This is a genomic window from Streptomyces sp. NBC_01525 (assembly GCF_045040405.1).
Taxonomy (GTDB): domain Bacteria; phylum Actinomycetota; class Actinomycetes; order Streptomycetales; family Streptomycetaceae; genus Streptomyces; species Streptomyces benahoarensis.
In genome coordinates, this window is record NZ_CP109397.1 from 6,978,025 (window position 1) to 6,993,775 (window position 15,751).

Consider the following 15,751-nt stretch of genomic DNA (forward strand, 5'->3'; position numbering starts at 1 on the left):
ACCGGCCCCTCACCCGGCCGACGGCCCCTCGGGGCTCCCGTCCGCCGTGGCGCCGCCCGGCGGCTGCGCACCCGGTGCGGGCTCCCCGCCGGGCGTGGTCCGGAACGCCGGACGGTCGTCCTCGATCTCCACCCGGATCCGGTCACCGGGGGAGAGCGCCCCGTCGAGCACCAGCCGCGACAGCGCGTTGTCGATCTCCCGCTGGATGGTCCGCCGCAACGGCCGCGCACCGTACTCCGGCCGGTGACCGCGCCGGGTCAGCCAGTCGACCGCCTCCGGCGAGAACTCGATGGTCATGTCCTGCGCCCGCATCCGGCGGCTCGTCGCGTCCAGCAGCAGCGCGGTGATCTCCCGCAGCTGCGCGTCGGAGAGCTGCCGGAACACGATGATCTCGTCGAGCCGGTTCAGGAACTCCGGCCGGAAGTGCGTCCGCAGCGCCGCCATCGCCCGCTCCCGCGCCCCGTCGTCGCCGTCCCCGCCCGACGGACCGAACCCGAGCGCGCCCCGGCCGCCGCTGAGCGCCTCCGACCCCAGATTGCTGGTCATCACGATGACCGTGTTCTTGAAGTCGACGGTCCGGCCCTGCGCATCGGTCAGATGCCCGTCGTCCAGCACCTGCAACAGCATGTTGAACACATCGGGGTGCGCCTTCTCCACCTCGTCCAGCAGCACCAGCGCGTACGGATGGCGGCGCACCGCCTCCGTCAGCTGCCCCGCGTCCTCGTGGCCGACGTACCCGGGCGGCGCCCCGACCAGACGGCTCACCGTGTGCCGCTCCTGGTACTCGCTCATGTCGAGCCGCACCATCCGGTCCTCGCTGCCGAACAGCACCTCCGCCAGCGCCCGCGCCAGCTCCGTCTTGCCCACGCCCGTCGGCCCCAGGAACAGGAAACTGCCGATCGGCCGCTGCGGATCGGCCAGCCCCGCCCGCGAACGCAGCACCGCCTCCGCCACCGCGGCCACCGCGTCGTCCTGCCCGATCACCCGCGCGTGCAGCCGCTCCTCAAGACCCAGCAGCCGCTCTCGCTCCTCCTCGGTGAGATTGCTGACCGGGATGCCCGTGTGCCGCGAGATGATCTCCGCGACGTCCGCCGCGGTCACCTCCACGATCCGGCCGTCGCCCGGCACCTCCCCGGTGCCCGCCCCGATCCGCTCGGTGAGCTCGGCGATCCGGTCCCGCAGCTCGGTGGCGCGCTCGTACTGCTCCGCCGCCACCGTCTGGTCCTTGTCCCGCGTCAGCTGCTCGACCTCCCGCTCCAGCCCCCGCACACCCGCCGCCTTCGTCCCCGAACGCAGCCGGACCCGGGCGCCCGCCTGGTCGATCAGATCGATCGCCTTGTCCGGCAGGAACCGGTCGGTGAGATACCGGTCGGACAGCTCCACCGCCGCCCGCAGCGCCTCATCGGTGTACCGCACCTGGTGATGCGCCTCGTAACGGTCCTGGAGCCCCCGCAGGATCTCCACCGCGTCCGCCACGTCCGGCTCCGGCACCAGCAGCGGCTGGAAGCGGCGGGCCAGCGCGGCGTCCTTCTCGATGTACCGCCGGTACTCCTCCAGCGTGGTGGCGCCGATGACGTGCAGCTCACCGCGGGCCAGCGCCGGTTTGAGGATGTTGCTCGCGTCCATGCCGCCGCCGTCCGAACCGCCGCCCGCGCCCACCACGGTGTGCAGCTCGTCGATGAAGACGATCAACGAGTCGGAGTGCGCCCGCACCTCCTCGATGATGGCGTTCAGCCGCTCCTCGAAATCGCCGCGGTAGCGGGTCCCGGCGACCACGCCCGTCATGTCGAGCGACACCACCCGCCGCCCCGCCAGCGTCTCCGGCACCTCGCCGTCGGCCATCCGCTGCGCCAGCCCCTCCACGATCGCGGTCTTGCCCACGCCCGCGTCGCCGACCAGCACCGGATTGTTCTTGCCGCGCCGCGACAGCACCTCGATGGTCTGCTCGATCTCCGCCTCGCGCCCGATCACCGGATCGATCCGCCCGGCCCGCGCCACCTCCGTCAGATCGCGACTGTACTTGTCCAGCGTCGGCGTCTCGTGCCGCGGCGGCGCGCCCGGCTCCGGCGGGACCGGCGGATGGCCCGGGGCCGCGTTCCGCTCGGCGTGCTGGGCGTCGATGCGGAAGACGTTCAGGATCCGCCCGGCAGCCGAGTCCGGATTGGCCGCCAGCGCCTCCAGCACGTGCTCCGGCCCGATGTACGACGCGCCGCCGCCCAGCGCCATGTCGTGCGCGCCCAGCAGCGCCCGCTTGACCGCCGGGGTCACCGCCACCCGGGACTGCTGCGGCCCCGTCCCCGCGCTGCGGTCGATGTTGGCGGCGAGCGCGTCGGGGTCCGCGCCGGACTGCCGTACGAGACTGCGGGTGGGCTCCGTGGCCAGCGCGGCCCGCAGCAGATGCTCGGTGCTCAGCTCCGTACTGCCGTGATCGGCCGCGTACGTCGCCGCGGAGGTCACCAGATCGCGGGCCCCGGCGCTCATCAGCCGGGCGATGTCCGCCTGCATCGGCGCCCGGCTGGAGCCGCCCGAACGGCCGAAGACGCGTCCCAGGAAGTCGCCGAACGGGTCCGGTTCGAAGCCTTCCGGGCCCATGAATCCGTCGCTCATCAGTGTCCGTTCCGCTGTCACGGTGCCGCGACAGGCTGCCTGTCGGATCCGTTACCGGCCACCGCGGGCGCGCACACGCCGGACGGCGGCCCCTGCTTCAGGATCAGGGCCACCGGGGCGGTCCGCATGTGGACGGTGCCGTGGGCCGCGGCGCGGGGACCGCGCGACCCGCGGCCACCGCCCATCGGCGACTCCCGGGAACCGGCCGCCGCGTCACCGGCCGCCGGCCGCACCGGGGAACCGGCCGCCATGAGCCCGCAGCCGCCCGGCCGCTCACCCCGCGCCACCGGCCAGCCGGGCGCCCCGCTCCAGCACCTCCGTGAGCATCGGCGCGGTCAGCCGCCCGGTGAAGGTGTTGCGGCGGCTCGGGTGGTAGCACCCCAGGACGTGCAGCGGGCCCCGGCCCTCCCCGCCGGGCAGCGTCACCAGCCCGCCGTGCCGGAACCCCGGCCGCGGCCGCGGCAGCAGCCACCCCGCCCGGGCCAGCACCGGCAGCAGCGCCTGCCAGCCGAACGCCCCCAGCGCCACCACCGCCCGCAGCCCCGGCGCCAGCAGCGCCAGCTCCGCCGCCAGCCACGGGCGGCAGGTGTCGCGCTCGGCCGGGGTCGGCCGGTTCCCCGGCGGCGCGCAGTGCACCGGCGCGGTGATCCGTACGCCGTACAGCTCCAGCCCGTCGGCGCGGTGCGTCGCCGTCGACTGCGACGCGAGTCCCGCGGCGTGCAACGCGGCGAACAGGAAGTCCCCGGCGTCGTCCCCGGTGAACATCCGCCCCGTACGGTTCCCGCCGTGCGCCGCCGGTGCCAGCCCCACCACCGCCAGCGACGCGTCCGCCGGACCGAACCCCGGCACCGGCCGCGCCCAGTACTCCTCGTCCCGGAACGCCGCCCGCCGCACCGCCGCGACCTCCTCCCGCCACGCCACCAGCCGCGGGCAGGCCCGGCACCCGGTCACCGCGCCGTCCAGTTCCGCCACGCTCGCACAGCGCGCCGCCCGGTACGCCGGGAACCCCGCGTCCTCCTCGGCCTCGTCCATCCCCACACCGTAGGACCGCCGCCCGCCTCGCGCCCCGCCGCATCCGGCTCGGCGCAGCGCCTCGACGCCCCGCCCCCACCCCTAAGGGCTGTCCCGTCATCCCTGGCGGGCGCACGACGACAGCTACGGCACCTCGCCGCGTTGTCGGAACGCCCGGATACACCCAGTATCCGGACGTCCCTCCGCCTTGCGATGCACCGCATCTGACGCCGTGCGCTGACCCACCAGGGATGACGGGACAGCCCTTACACTCGCCGGATGGCGAAGTATTTCGATGTGCATCCCGACAACCCCCAACGCCGCACCCTCGGCAGCGTCGCCGAACTGATCCGATCCGACGGGCTCATCGCGTACCCGACGGACTCCTGCTTCGCGCTGGGGTGCCGGATCGGGAGCCGGGACGGTGTCGCCAGGATCCGGTCGATCCGGCAGCTCGACGACCGGCACCACTTCACCCTCGTCTGCCGCGACTTCGCGCAGCTGGGCCAGCTCGTACAGATCGACAACGACGTGTTCCGCACGCTCAAGGCGGCCACGCCCGGCAGCTACACCTTCATCCTCCCGGCGACCCGCGAGGTGCCGCGCCAGCTCCAGCACCCGAAGAAGAAGACGGTCGGCGTCCGCATCCCCGACCACACCGTCGCCCAGGCGCTCCTCGACGAGTTGGGCGAGCCGATCCTCTCCAGCACCCTGCTGCTGCCCGACGAGGACGAGCCGCTGACCCAGGGCTGGGAGATCAAGGAACGCCTCGACCACGTCCTCGACGCGGTCGTCGACTCCGGTGACTGCGGCACCGAACCCACCACCGTCATCGACTTCTCCGGCGGCGCCCCGGAGATCGTCCGCCACGGCGCGGGGGACCCGGGGCGCTTCGAGTAGCGGCGGGGGAGCGGCGGCGTGAGGGCGGCGCGGACCTGGGGCGATCTGTCCATCGCCCGCGAAGTGGTCCAGGTGTCGCTGCCGTTGATGTTCGGCATGGCCGGCAACCTGGTGATGATGCTGGTCGACCGCATCGCGCTGGCCCGCTACTCGGACGACACCCTCATGGCCTCGGGTCCCGCTGTCTTCACCGGCATGACGCTCATCATGTTCGTCACCGGGATCGCCGGTATCACCCGCTCGTACGTCGCCCAGGCCCACGGCCGCGGCGACCGCGACGGGACCGCCGACGAGGGCGCCGTCGGCATCCTCCTCGCTCTCGGGCTGGCCGCGGCGCTGCTGCTCGCCACCCCGCTGATCGTCCGCATCCCGGAGCTCAGCGACCGCCCGGCCGCGAGCACCGCGCTGGAATCGGTGTTCCTGGCCTGGTCGGTGCGGTTCGGCGCGGTGATGACCGTCAACACGGCGCTTGCGTCGTACTTCCACGGCACCCGCCGCACCCGCGTCCCGATGGCCGTCGGCCTCATCGGGCAGGGGGTCGGCGTGATCATGGACATCGGCCTGGTATTCGGCACCTTCGGACTGCCCGAACTCGGCATGCGCGGCTCGGGCATCGCCACCTTCCTCGCCGTCTCCGTGATGCTCGCGGGCTACCTGATGTGCCTGCCCCGCTCCTTCCACGCGGGCTTCGCCCGGCTGGTGGCGGGCGGCGCCCGGGAGCTGCCCGCGCTGATCGGGCGGCGGCTGCGCAAGGGCGCCCCGGCCGGTGGCTCCAGCGGACTGGAGGAGCTGGGCCACACCTCCTTCGTATGGATCACCGGCCTCCTCGGGCCCGTCGCGCTCGCCGCCAACAACGTCGCCCTGTCCCTCAACTACGTGGCGATCATCCCGCTGATCGGCCTGGGCGTCGGCTGCTCCGTCCTGACCGGCAACGCCGTCGGCGAGAACCAGCACGCCCGCGTCCCGCCCGCCCTCCGTGCAACCCTCGCCGTCGGCTTCGCGTACGTCCTGGTCATCGCCTTCTTCCAGGTCTTCCTGCCGACGCTGCTGCTCTCCCCGTTCGGCCTCGACGGCGCCGACGCGGCGACGACGGACACCGCGGTCGGGGCGTCGCGGGTGCTGTGGATGTACGCGGTGGCGTTCCTGTTCTCGATGGTCGGCGGCGCCGTCCTGGAGAGCTTCGGCCTGACCCGCTTCGTCCTGCTCACCCGGATCGGCGTCGTCTGGGTACTGAGCGTCCCCACCCTCCTCGCCCTCGCCCTGACCCACCGCGGCAACTCCGGCGTCCTGACGCTCATCTGGGCCGTCTACTCGCTGTACGAGGGGGTGATGGGCTTCGTCTACTTCCGCCGCATCCGGCGCGCCGTGGCCACCGGCGAGAACCACCTCGCCGGCGCGGAGCCCGCACCGGAGCGGAACGACGAGGGCGAGGGCGAGGTCCAGCACGTCTGATGCTGCCGTCGGCATCGACGTGGCGACCAGGCGGCCGCGCCCCGTTTCGGCGTCCCACTGTGCCGGTTCTCGTCGCCGTCGCCGTCCTGCTCGTACAGCAGTCACCGCGGGACGTCGCGGACGGCTCAGGTGATGGGATCGCCGATGGCGCCGCCGGTCGCCTCCCGGATGGCCTGGGCGTAGCGCCGGGAGGCGGCCGCTGTGTCCTCGAACTCCGTGGTGTCGGCGTCGGCGAGGAGGGCGGCGCCGATGTGCTCGTCCAGCACCCGCACCACCGCGGCGGCGGCCGCGGCGTGCATCCGCACCTCCAGATCACCGGCGGGACGCTCCAGGCGGCCGGCGATGACCGCCGCCAGCTGCCGCTCCAGCTGATCGCACGCCATCAACCACGCGGTGCGCAGCGCCGGTTCGGTGTCGGCGAGCCGGATCATCTTCCTTCCCAGCCTCTCGTCGGCAAGACCGACGGGCGGCCCCTCGTCACGGAACCTGACCAGTTCCGCATCCAGGTGCTCCTCAAGGGACCGCTCCCGGGGCCAGTCGCGCAACACGCTCATCAGCGTGACCGTGCCCTGGAGGACGATCGGCTCGGCGCAACTCTCCTTGCTGCGGAAATGCCGCCAGATCGTGCGGGTCGAAAGACCGACCGCCGCCGCGATCTGGTCCCCGCTCGTCGCGGCCACTCCCTGTTCCCAGAACAGCCGTGCCGCCTCCCGGGAGATCTCCAGCCGCAACCGCGCCCGCCGCGCCTCACTCATCCCCCCTCCGCTACGTCTCTCCGTCACCAAGGCACCTCGCCACCCTTCCGCTACGGTGTCGCCATGCGACGCTATGTCGCTAAGTGACACGAAGCAAGCGTGGTCGGCGCACTCCGGTTCACGGACGTCAACAGTGGCGTACCTGCGCGGAGTTCACCGCCGACGACGAGTGCGTCCGACCGCCGGTCACTCCGGTCACCGAACGTTCGACCGACTCGACGATATCGATGCGGCTGACTCGCTCACCGACCGCCCGGGCATGGCACGTCGAGCGCCCTCGTACGCCCACGTCGAGGACGGCGATCCGGGAGCCACGGACGGACGCGGAGCGGCCGGTTTCGTCACCCATGGGGAAAGGGGACGGCATCGGCTTCGGCGCCTGACCGCGGTAGGCGTCGCCCGTGGAGAGTCCGACGTGTAAGGGCAGTCCGTTCGCGCCGGCCATGCAGGACACGGCCTTGGCGGTGTTCCGGTCGAGGCCGGGATGCCCGGAGCCGACAGGTCCGCAGCGGAGCGGGAGTCGGCGTGCGCGACGGTTGTGTGCCGAGCGATCGTCGCCCGGACGTTGCTCTCAGGTTCTGGCCCTGTCGGCGGTGAACACCTCGGCTTGCGGCTCCTCGGCCGGAAGCTCGTTGTCCAGCCAGGCGAGGAAGGAGAGCGCCGAGCCGCCGAAGTGCTCACGTATCCGTGCCTGGATGGCACGCAGCGCGTGGCCGGGGACGAAGTTCTGCTCCGTGGGCTGCCCGCAGCCGCACGCGCAGTGCCGGGCCCGCAGCCGTACTTCCTCCGGCAGGTCTCCGTAGGCGACGCTGTTGCGCGAATCGTTGCGCAGCGGATCGATCTGGTTGACGTAGTGGTCGTAGATCGGGTGCCCGGCCGTCAGGAGTGTGCCCCACAGCGCCTTCTTCCGGCCCCGGTCGGTCCCGTGTACGGTCACGTCGCTGATCTCGGCGATCGCCCTCACCCGGCCTTCGCCCACGATGAGGGCGTACCGCTCGCGCCTGACCATCCGCAGGTCCAAGCGCCATACTCCCCGTCCGGCTTCCCATGCCTCGCTCTCGGTCATGCGGGGGAAGTAGCCGACCGAGTGCCGGTCCAGTGCGTCGTCGGTCACCCGCTCGTAGTCACCGATCCTGATCCGGATCGCCATGCGGCGCCTCCACGGTAGTTGGGTGCCACCGCCCGACGGCCGTGCCCTGCATGCTCCGCGTGGTCCCCAGGCGGGCCGCTGCCAGGCCGACGGTGGCGAGAGCGATCCCTGTGGGAGGGCGTGGCGCGACGCTGTCCGACGAGTGGGGGCCGGCCGGGGACCGTGTGGCCCCCGGCCGGCGTCACGTGTCCGAGCCGCGTCCTCCGGCCCGTGGCGGAGGCGAACTCCCGCTTCTCGTGCGGTGCCGAGTTCCGGGTTCATCGACCACGGCCGGGGACGCGGGTCGGTCACTCCGCCGAGCCGACTCCGTCCGCGTGGCCCGCGACCAGGCTGTCGGCGAAGGACTTGCCGTCGAGAAGGTCGGCCTGCGAGGGGAAGACCGATTCGAGCAGCGTGCGATGGGCGGCCGCGTCGGGGTCGGCGCAGACGTCCGAGAGCACGACCACCCGGTGGTCACGGTCGGCCGCGTCGCGGACGGTGGACAGTATGACTCCGGTGGTGCTGACCCCGGCCAGAACCAGGGTGTCGATCCCGCGCTCGCACAGGAAATCGTCGAGTTGCGTTGTGCTGAACGCGCCGGTCCGGGTCTTGGTGAAGACCTTGTCGTTCGGCCCGGGCTGGATCTCGGGAGCGATGACGGTCTCGGGAGAACCCTCCGCGAAGAGGTGGTTCTCGGCCACGGGGGTGAAGGTCTTGTTGTTCTCCGAGATGCCCTTGTAGTCCTCCTCGGTGAAAGCGACCCGCACATATACAACCTGGATACCCGCGGCCGTGGCCGCCTGCTTGGCCTGCTTGGCCCGCTGCACCAACTCGGAAGGGTCGGAGAGGAGGCCGAGGATGCCCGCCTGCACATCCATGAGCAGCAAGGCCGTGCGGCTCGGCACAAAGGTGATGGCGTCCGTCATCGTGGTCTTTCCTTTCGGTCATTCTCACGGTGTACAACAGTCCCGGCATCGGGCGCGGGCCCGAAAGAAGCTGCCCGCCGGGCGGGGCAGGGGTGACGGCCACCGCCGAAGCGAGGGCGGTGATCCGCACCCGGGTCAACGGGTGTGCGCCGGCAGCCTGTCGAAGACGGTGGCCAGCAACAGCAGTGTGGCGAGCCCGGCCAGGGCCAGTCCCAGGACGTGCAGACCCGCGTCGCCGGCGGTGTTGCCGAGCGCCAGACTCACCAGGCTGGCGGACATGATGGCGCCGAGGTTGGTGGAGGTGCGCAGCAGCCCCGAGGCCACGCCGACCTGTTCGGCGGGGGACTGCGCGAAGAGCACGGTCTGGTTGCCCACGGAGCCCAGGCCGGTCGTCACTCCGAACACCAGCGTCACCGCCGCAATCACGGCTACGGGAGTGCCATGGCTGAACCTCACCATCGCCAGCGACCCGACCAGCGCCGCGGCCGCTGCGGCGATCAGCGGGCCGCGTACGAGTTGCCGGCGCGAGAAGGGGATGGTGACCACCGAGGCCAGGAACGACATGGGCAGCAACAGGAGACTGACCGTGATCGCCGACATCCCCCGGCTCTCCGCCAGCCACTGGGACAGGCCGTAGAGAATGCAGTACGGAATCAACAGGGTGGCCCCGACGCGCAGATAGGTCATGCTCAACGGCCGGTTCCGGGCGAGCATCCGCACATCGATGAAGGGCAGCCGGGCCCTGCGCTCCCAGAGCACGAGCGCGACCGCCAACAGGAGGGTCGCGGCCAGCAGCAGCCAGTCCGGGTGGGCCAGGTCGCCGCAGAACAGCAGCATGCAGGTGACCGTGGAGGCGAACAGCACCATGCCCGGGGGGTCCAGCTCGCTGAGCAACGACGCCGCAGCGCGGGTGCCGGAGCGGTCGTCGGCCGGAACCCAGCAGAGGGTCATCACGATGCCGATCAGCGCCATCGGCACGTTGACGAGAAACGTCGCCCGCCAGTCCGCCACTGCCACCAGCGCGCCGCCGATCGGCAGCCCCACGGCCGCGGTCACCAGCCCGGCGGCCGACAGCGCGCCCAGCGTGCCACCGACCTTCACCTCCGGATGGCGCTCGGCGAACCGCCACACGATCATCATCGCCGTGGGGTAGCCACCGGCCGTGCCGATCCCGAGCAGCACCCGGGCCACGGTCAGCGTCGTCAGATTCGGGGCCAGGGTTCCCAGGATGCCGCCCGCGCCGACCAGGCTCAGGCCGGCGAGGAACACCCGCCGCGGACCGAACCGCTCGGCCAGCCTGCCCATGGTGGGCTGGGCGATCGCACTGGCGAGATACAGCGACGACACCAGCACCGCGGTCGCCGCGATGTTCACCCCGAGCGACCGGGCGATGGGCACCAGCGCCGTCGCCAGAATGGAGCTGTTGATGGGGTTCAGGGCCGATCCCACCAGCAGCGGGGCGACCAGACGCCACCCCGGCGTCCGCGCCGAGCCGTCTGCTGCCGCTGCCTTGTCGCGGGTTAACTCGCTGCTCACCGCGCACCCCCATGGGCGCCCCTGCGGCGCGTGCTCACGACCGGGCCGACGGTGCTGTCGACGAGTCGGCCGATCAGCTTCACGGCCCCTGCCAGCTCCTCTTGTTCCTCGGGGGCCAGCTCTTCCGCGATCGCCGCACTGAGCCAACGGGCGTGCAGACCCAGCAGATCGGTGACCAGTTCACTGCCAGGCTCCGTACCGGAGAGCAGTATTCTGCGGCCGTCGGTCGGGTCGGGGCTGCGCTGCACCAGACCGGCCTTCTCCAGCCCCGCCAGCGTCTGCGCCATCGACTGGGGCCGCATGTACTCCAAGGCGGCCAGTTCGCTCGTGGTGATCGGCCCCTCGCGCACCACCCGGTACAGCGCTGTCAGTTGGGGACGCGACAACCCTTCGGCATCCACACCCGACTCCGCCCGGATGCGACCGCGCAGCAGCCGCATCGCGAAATCCAGGTCCATGGCCAACGCTGCCAGATCCATTGGTCCGTCATCACCACTTCGCCAAGTGAACAGGTAGCCTGCACAGTATATCTCCGCAGGCTACCTGTCCATTTTTTTGCGCGGTGGCAGTGCGGCCCCCGAAGTCGCCGGTGCCGCGGTCAGAGGGCGGTCCAGCCCCCGTCGATGACGTAGCTGGAGCCGTGCACGAACGAGGATTCGTCGCTCGCGAGGAACAGTGCGAGGTTCGCGATCTCCGCCGGCTGCGCGTGCCGTTGGGCGGGCACGCTCCGGACGGTTTCCAGGATGGCGGCGTCCCCCTGCTCAAGGATCGGCCTCGTCATCGGTGTCTCCACGGCTCCGGGCAGAATCGCGTTGGCCCGCACCCCCTGTTTGCCGTAGTCGGCGGCCAGTTGCCTGGTGAACCCGATCACGCCGTGCTTGGACGACGTGTAGGCGATCCCGCCGCCGCCCGCCACCACTCCGGAGATCGAGGAGGTGTTGACGACCGTTCCGCCGCCGTCGAGGAGTGCGGGCAGCAGCGACTTGGTGACGAGGAACATCCCCTTGAGGTTGACGCCCAGGATGCGGTCCCACTGCTCTTCGCTCGTGTCGAGTACCGGCGCGTAATAGTCGAAGACGCCCGCGTTGTTGACCAGGATGTCCACCCGCCCGAACGCGGCCAGAGATCGCTCGGCGGCCCGGCCGACCGATGCTCCGTCGGCGACGTCGACCGCGCATGCCGCGGACTTCGCACCGCGTTCCGTCAGCGCATCGACCGTACCGGCGGCGTCCTTCTCGTCCAGATCCCAGACGGAGACCGTGGCGCCCTCCGCCGCGAACCGCTCGGCGATCGCTCTGCCGATGCCGGACCCCGCGCCGGTGACCACCGCCACGCTTCCTTCGAGGCGACCAACCACGACATTCTCCTTTGTCTGACGGGAGGGTGAACAGGAGCGCGCGCAGGCGGCTACAGCGCGGTGAAGCCGCCGTCGACCGGCAGGGTCGCGCCGGTGACATAGGAACTGCGGTCACTGCACAGCCACGCGGCCGCCTCGGCGGTCTCCTCGGGCTCCGCCGTACGCGGCTGGGGCGTCGTCCGGTGCAGCTCCTTCTCGATCTCGGGGTTCTGGGCGTACCACTCCTCCACCAGCTCGCTGCGTGTGGTGCCGGGGGCTATGGCGTTGACCCGGATTCCCTGGCCGCCGTACTCCGCGGCGGCGGCCTTGGTCAGCCCGATGACCGCGTGCTTGGAGGCGACGTACGGGGCCGCGACCGGTGACGCCACCAGCCCGCCGACGCTGCTGGTGTTGACGATCGCGCCACCGTTCCCGCTCTCCAGCATCGTCGAGATCTCGGGCCGCAGGCAGTTGAAGAGCCCTCGGACGTTGGTGTCCATGATGGGGTCGTACACCTCGTCGTCCATCAGGTGCAACGGCGTGCGGCCGACTGCGTAGCCGGCGTTGTTGAACGCCGCATCGAGCCGGCCGAAGCGTTCCACGGTGAATTCCACGGCACGCCGCATGTCATCGGCCCGGATCACGTCCGCCACCACGTACTCCGCGTCCGCCCCCGCCTGCCGCAGCTCCTTGACCAGAGCCGCCAGGCGGTCCTCACGGCGCGCGGTCAGTACGACAGCGGAGCCCTCGCGCGCGAACACCCGCGCCGCGGCTGCGCCGATGCCGCTGCTGGAGCCGGTGATCAGGCTCACCTTGCCGGACAGAATGCCGTCTTTCCCGGTCATATCGGGACCGTGCCTTTCTGAGTCATCAGGACGGTGCTTCAGCACGGAGCCATGCGGATGGCTCCGTCGAGACGGATGGTTTCGCCGTTCAGCATGGGGTTCGCCACGATGTGCAGCGCCAGCTCCGCGTACTCACTCGGGTCGCCGAGCCGGGCGGGATGCGGAGTCCGGGAGCCGAGGTCGGCGCGGGCCGCCGCGGGTACGGCCGCGAGCATCGGAGTGTGGAACAGTCCGGGAGCGATGGTGACCACGCGGATCTTCAGGGCGGCGAGATCGCGGGCGACGGGCAGCGTCAAGCCGACGATGCCGCCCTTGGAGGCGGCGTAGGCGGCCTGGCCCATCAGGCCGTCGAAGGCGGCGATGGAGGCGGTGTTGACCACGACGCCGCGCTCGCCGTCCACTTCGTCGGCCTGGCCCACGCGCTGGGCGAAGAGCCGGATGACGTTGAACGTGCCGATCAGGTTGACCCGGATGACGTCAGCGAATTCCGCCAGCGGGAACGCGCCGCGGCTGCCCACGGTCTTGACGGCGTTGCTGACGCCGGCGCAGTTCACGACGGTGCGCAGCGTGCCCAGCTCCTGCGCGGCGTCGAGCGCGGCGTCGATGTCCTCTTCGCTGCTGACATCGGCGGCGACGAAGACGGCTCCGCTGCCGAGCCGTTCGGCGGCGGCCCGGCCCTTGTCCCGCGTCGGACTCACGATGACGACGCGGGCGCCGGCCTCAAGGAATCTCTCCGCGGTGGCCAGACCGAGACCGGAGGTACCACCGGTGACCAGCGCGACGCTGCCCGAGATCTTCACCTCTCGCCCCCGCTGACGGGCAGCTCGTCCACGCCGTGCACCGCCGGGCTCTTCCAGGTGATGATCCCGGCGCCCCAGGAGAGCCCCGCGCCGAAGGCCGTGAGCCCCAGCACGGCACCGGGGTGCAGCAGTCGCTGTTCGTTCGCGTGTGCGAGGGCCAGCGGTATGGAGGCGGAGGAGGTGTTGGCGACCTTGTCGACGTTGAGGAACACCCGGTCGGCGGAGACGCCGAGCCGACGCCTGACGGCCTGGACGATACGGGAGTTGGCCTGGTGGGCGACGAAGAGATCGAGATCGTCCGGGCCGAGGCCGCACTGTTCGAGCACCAGCTGGGTGTGCCCGGCCATCAGGTCCACGGCGTTTTCGAAGATCTCCCGCCCGCGCATGCGCAGCAACCGGTCCTGCCCCACGTAGAGGAGTTCGATCTGCGTGCCGTCGGAGCCGAGCGCGAAGGCCGGTCGCAGGCTGCCGCTCGCCTTCGACACGACGACCGCGCCCGCTCCGTCTCCGAGCAGCACCGCGGTATTGCGGTCGGTGTGGTCGGTGATGCGGGAAAGCGCCTCGGCGCCGCAGACGAGGACATGCTCGGACCGTCCCGATTCGATCACCGCGATCGCGTGGTCCAGTGCGTACAGGAACCCGGAGCAGCCCGCGCCGACGTCGAAGGCGGCCGGCCGGTCGATGCCCAGCCGGGTCGCGACCTCGACGGCCATACCCGGGCTGATCCGGTCGGCCGTGGAGGTGGCCACGACCACATGCCGGATGTCGCGCGGGGCGACGCCCGCGTCCGACAGTGCCTGCGCGCAGGCGTCCGTGGCCAGCTCCGCGAGGCTCGCGTCCGTGGCCAGCCGGCGGCGTTCCCGGATGCCGGTGCGCTGGACGATCCACTCGTCGGAGGTGTCGAGGTGAACGAAGTCGTGGTTGCTCAATACCCGCTCGGGCAGCGCCGCTCCGGCACCGGCAAGTGTGACGGTCATGGGTACCTTGTCCTAGAGGCCGGCTTTCACGTAAATGGCACCCAGCGCCTCCCGGAGGCTCTGGGTATCCTCCAGGTCCGCAGCGTGCACCTGGATGTCGAATTCCCTGTTGACCGCCTGCCCCAGCTCTGTTACATGGAGCGAGTCCACGCCTAAGTCGTCGAACGACGCGTCAAGTGTGATCTGCTCCCGATCGATGCCGAGTTTCTCCAGCACATCGACAACGAACCCTTCGACGGCTTTCTTGGTAAGGGAGGGAACTGCCATGAAAAGTCACGCTCCTTGAATTGGATTCGATGGGCGACATGGCTTTCGAAAGTGAAGCTATACCGGTGAATAATTGACCGTCAAGCCCTGCTCGCAGCGCATTGAGCGATCTTTTATCGCATGCCGAATAACCCGTTCCCGAAGGGAAAGGCGTCCGTTGAATGCGCGAGCGGCGGTGCCGCGATTTCTGTGCAACGAGTGGGCCGGCCCCCTTTCAGTCGGCTTTCCGGACCATCCGTCTCATGAGGCGAAGACGACTTTCCCGAAGACCGAACCGTCGGACATGGCCCGGAAGCCCTCGCGGGCCCGGGACAGCGGAAGCACACGGTCGATGACCGGGGCGAGCCGGTTCCGCGCGCAGAAGCGGGAGAGCCGCGCCAGCTGGTCCCGGGTGCCGAGAGTGCAGCCGGCGATGGTCAGTTGGCGGAAGAAGACGTGTGTCAGCCCCGCGGGCGGCAACGCTCCGGTGGTCGCGCCGCTGACCACGATGCGGCCACCGTCACGGACGCTCCGCAACGAGTGCTCCCAGGTGGCCTCGCCCACCGTCTCCATCACGGCGTCGACCCGGACCGGCAGCCGCGCGCCGGGTGGAAAGGCGGCCTCGGCGCCGAGGGCCTCGGCCTGTTTGCGGCGCCCCGCGCTGCGGCTCGTCACCCAGACGCGGTACCCGGCGGCCGACCCCAGGACGATCAGGGCGGTCGAGACCCCGCCGCCCGCGCCCTGGACCAGGACGGTACCGCCGGGTTCCAGCGCCGCCCGGTCGAAGAGCATGCGGTAAGCCGTCAGCCAGGCCCCGGGAAGACACGCGGCGTCCTCGAAGGACATGCCCGCAGGCTTGGGCACGAGGTTGCGCCGGGGAACGGCCACCCGTTCCGCGAACGTTCCGTCGTGCCGCTCGCCGAGCACGGACCAGTGCGGGTCGGAATCCTCCTCCCCGCGGCGGTTCGCACGGTCCCCGATGACCGAGTGGACGATGACGGAGTTGCCGTCCTCGTCCACTCCGGCCGCGTCCGAGCCCAGAATGATCGGTATGCGCTGGAACGGCGGGCCGACGCCGCGCAGCGTCCACAGGTCGTGCCGGTTCAGAGCGGATGCGCGGACCGACACGGTCGTCCAGCCGTCGACGGCCGTGGGCTCGGCCCGTTCGCCGACATCCAGGCAGCCGAGCGGGTCTCCGGCGTCGGTACGTATGGCCGACACGGCGAGCATG

At 71.1% G+C, this 15,751-nt stretch carries 16 protein-coding genes; 2 read left to right on the top strand and 14 right to left on the bottom strand.

Going from position 1 to position 15,751, the window contains the following annotated elements; all coding sequences use genetic code 11:
• Positions 1–9: 9 nt before the first annotated feature.
• The gene (locus OG422_RS30205) at positions 10–2,607 is read right to left on the bottom strand and encodes an ATP-dependent Clp protease ATP-binding subunit (RefSeq protein ID WP_405747449.1); all 2,598 of its coding nucleotides are present in this window, start codon (positions 2,605–2,607) and stop codon (positions 10–12) included.
• A gap of 273 nt (positions 2,608–2,880) precedes the next feature.
• Positions 2,881–3,639: a uracil-DNA glycosylase gene (locus OG422_RS30210; RefSeq protein ID WP_143940306.1), complete on the bottom strand. Its 759-nt coding sequence runs from the start codon at positions 3,637–3,639 to the stop codon at positions 2,881–2,883.
• Between the two features lie 258 nt (positions 3,640–3,897).
• Between OG422_RS30210 and OG422_RS30215 the strand changes: the two genes are divergently transcribed.
• The gene (locus OG422_RS30215; protein WP_143940305.1) at positions 3,898–4,518 is read left to right on the top strand and encodes an L-threonylcarbamoyladenylate synthase; all 621 of its coding nucleotides are present in this window, start codon (positions 3,898–3,900) and stop codon (positions 4,516–4,518) included.
• A gap of 18 nt (positions 4,519–4,536) precedes the next feature.
• Entirely contained in the window at positions 4,537–5,970 is a 1,434-nt protein-coding gene (locus tag OG422_RS30220; protein ID WP_405747451.1) for an MATE family efflux transporter, read from the top strand.
• 125 nt (positions 5,971–6,095) lie between these two features.
• On the opposite strand, the gene OG422_RS30225 is transcribed toward OG422_RS30220, so the two are convergent.
• The 12 genes from OG422_RS30225 to OG422_RS30280 all read right to left on the bottom strand — a co-directional run bounded on the left by OG422_RS30225 (position 6,096) and on the right by OG422_RS30280 (position 15,750).
• Positions 6,096–6,725, bottom strand: coding sequence for a TetR/AcrR family transcriptional regulator (locus tag OG422_RS30225; protein ID WP_405747453.1), 630 nt, complete (start codon positions 6,723–6,725; stop codon positions 6,096–6,098).
• A 127-nt stretch (positions 6,726–6,852) separates the two neighbouring features.
• The gene (locus OG422_RS30230; RefSeq protein ID WP_143940303.1) at positions 6,853–7,074 is read right to left on the bottom strand and encodes a hypothetical protein; all 222 of its coding nucleotides are present in this window, start codon (positions 7,072–7,074) and stop codon (positions 6,853–6,855) included.
• A 222-nt stretch (positions 7,075–7,296) separates the two neighbouring features.
• Positions 7,297–7,875 (bottom strand): hypothetical protein, encoded by a 579-nt coding sequence (locus tag OG422_RS30235; RefSeq protein ID WP_405747455.1) that lies wholly within the window; start codon positions 7,873–7,875, stop codon positions 7,297–7,299.
• 287 nt (positions 7,876–8,162) lie between these two features.
• Positions 8,163–8,780 carry a cysteine hydrolase gene (locus tag OG422_RS30240; protein WP_405747457.1) on the bottom strand — a complete coding sequence of 206 codons (618 nt, stop codon included), beginning with the start codon at positions 8,778–8,780 and terminating at the stop codon, positions 8,163–8,165.
• A 135-nt stretch (positions 8,781–8,915) separates the two neighbouring features.
• On the bottom strand, positions 8,916–10,316 hold the full coding sequence (locus tag OG422_RS30245) for an MFS transporter (RefSeq protein WP_405747459.1): 1,401 nt from the start codon (positions 10,314–10,316) through the stop codon (positions 8,916–8,918).
• Positions 10,313–10,795 carry a MarR family winged helix-turn-helix transcriptional regulator gene (locus OG422_RS30250; protein ID WP_405747461.1) on the bottom strand — a complete coding sequence of 161 codons (483 nt, stop codon included), beginning with the start codon at positions 10,793–10,795 and terminating at the stop codon, positions 10,313–10,315. The genes OG422_RS30245 and OG422_RS30250 overlap by 4 nt, the downstream gene beginning before the upstream one ends.
• 119 nt (positions 10,796–10,914) lie before the next feature.
• The gene (locus OG422_RS30255; RefSeq protein WP_143940299.1) at positions 10,915–11,673 is read right to left on the bottom strand and encodes an SDR family NAD(P)-dependent oxidoreductase; all 759 of its coding nucleotides are present in this window, start codon (positions 11,671–11,673) and stop codon (positions 10,915–10,917) included.
• A 50-nt stretch (positions 11,674–11,723) separates the two neighbouring features.
• Positions 11,724–12,497: an SDR family NAD(P)-dependent oxidoreductase gene (locus OG422_RS30260; protein ID WP_143940298.1), complete on the bottom strand. Its 774-nt coding sequence runs from the start codon at positions 12,495–12,497 to the stop codon at positions 11,724–11,726.
• A 38-nt stretch (positions 12,498–12,535) separates the two neighbouring features.
• The gene (locus tag OG422_RS30265) at positions 12,536–13,297 is read right to left on the bottom strand and encodes an SDR family NAD(P)-dependent oxidoreductase (protein ID WP_405747464.1); all 762 of its coding nucleotides are present in this window, start codon (positions 13,295–13,297) and stop codon (positions 12,536–12,538) included.
• The gene (locus tag OG422_RS30270; protein ID WP_405747466.1) at positions 13,294–14,274 is read right to left on the bottom strand and encodes a beta-ketoacyl-ACP synthase III; all 981 of its coding nucleotides are present in this window, start codon (positions 14,272–14,274) and stop codon (positions 13,294–13,296) included. The genes OG422_RS30265 and OG422_RS30270 overlap by 4 nt, the downstream gene beginning before the upstream one ends.
• Positions 14,275–14,286: 12 nt before the next feature.
• A complete protein-coding gene (locus OG422_RS30275) occupies positions 14,287–14,541 on the bottom strand; it encodes an acyl carrier protein (protein WP_143940295.1) in 255 nt (84 codons plus the stop codon).
• A 240-nt stretch (positions 14,542–14,781) separates the two neighbouring features.
• Positions 14,782–15,750, bottom strand: coding sequence for a zinc-binding dehydrogenase (locus tag OG422_RS30280; protein WP_143940294.1), 969 nt, complete (start codon positions 15,748–15,750; stop codon positions 14,782–14,784).
• Position 15,751 lies beyond the last annotated feature (1 nt).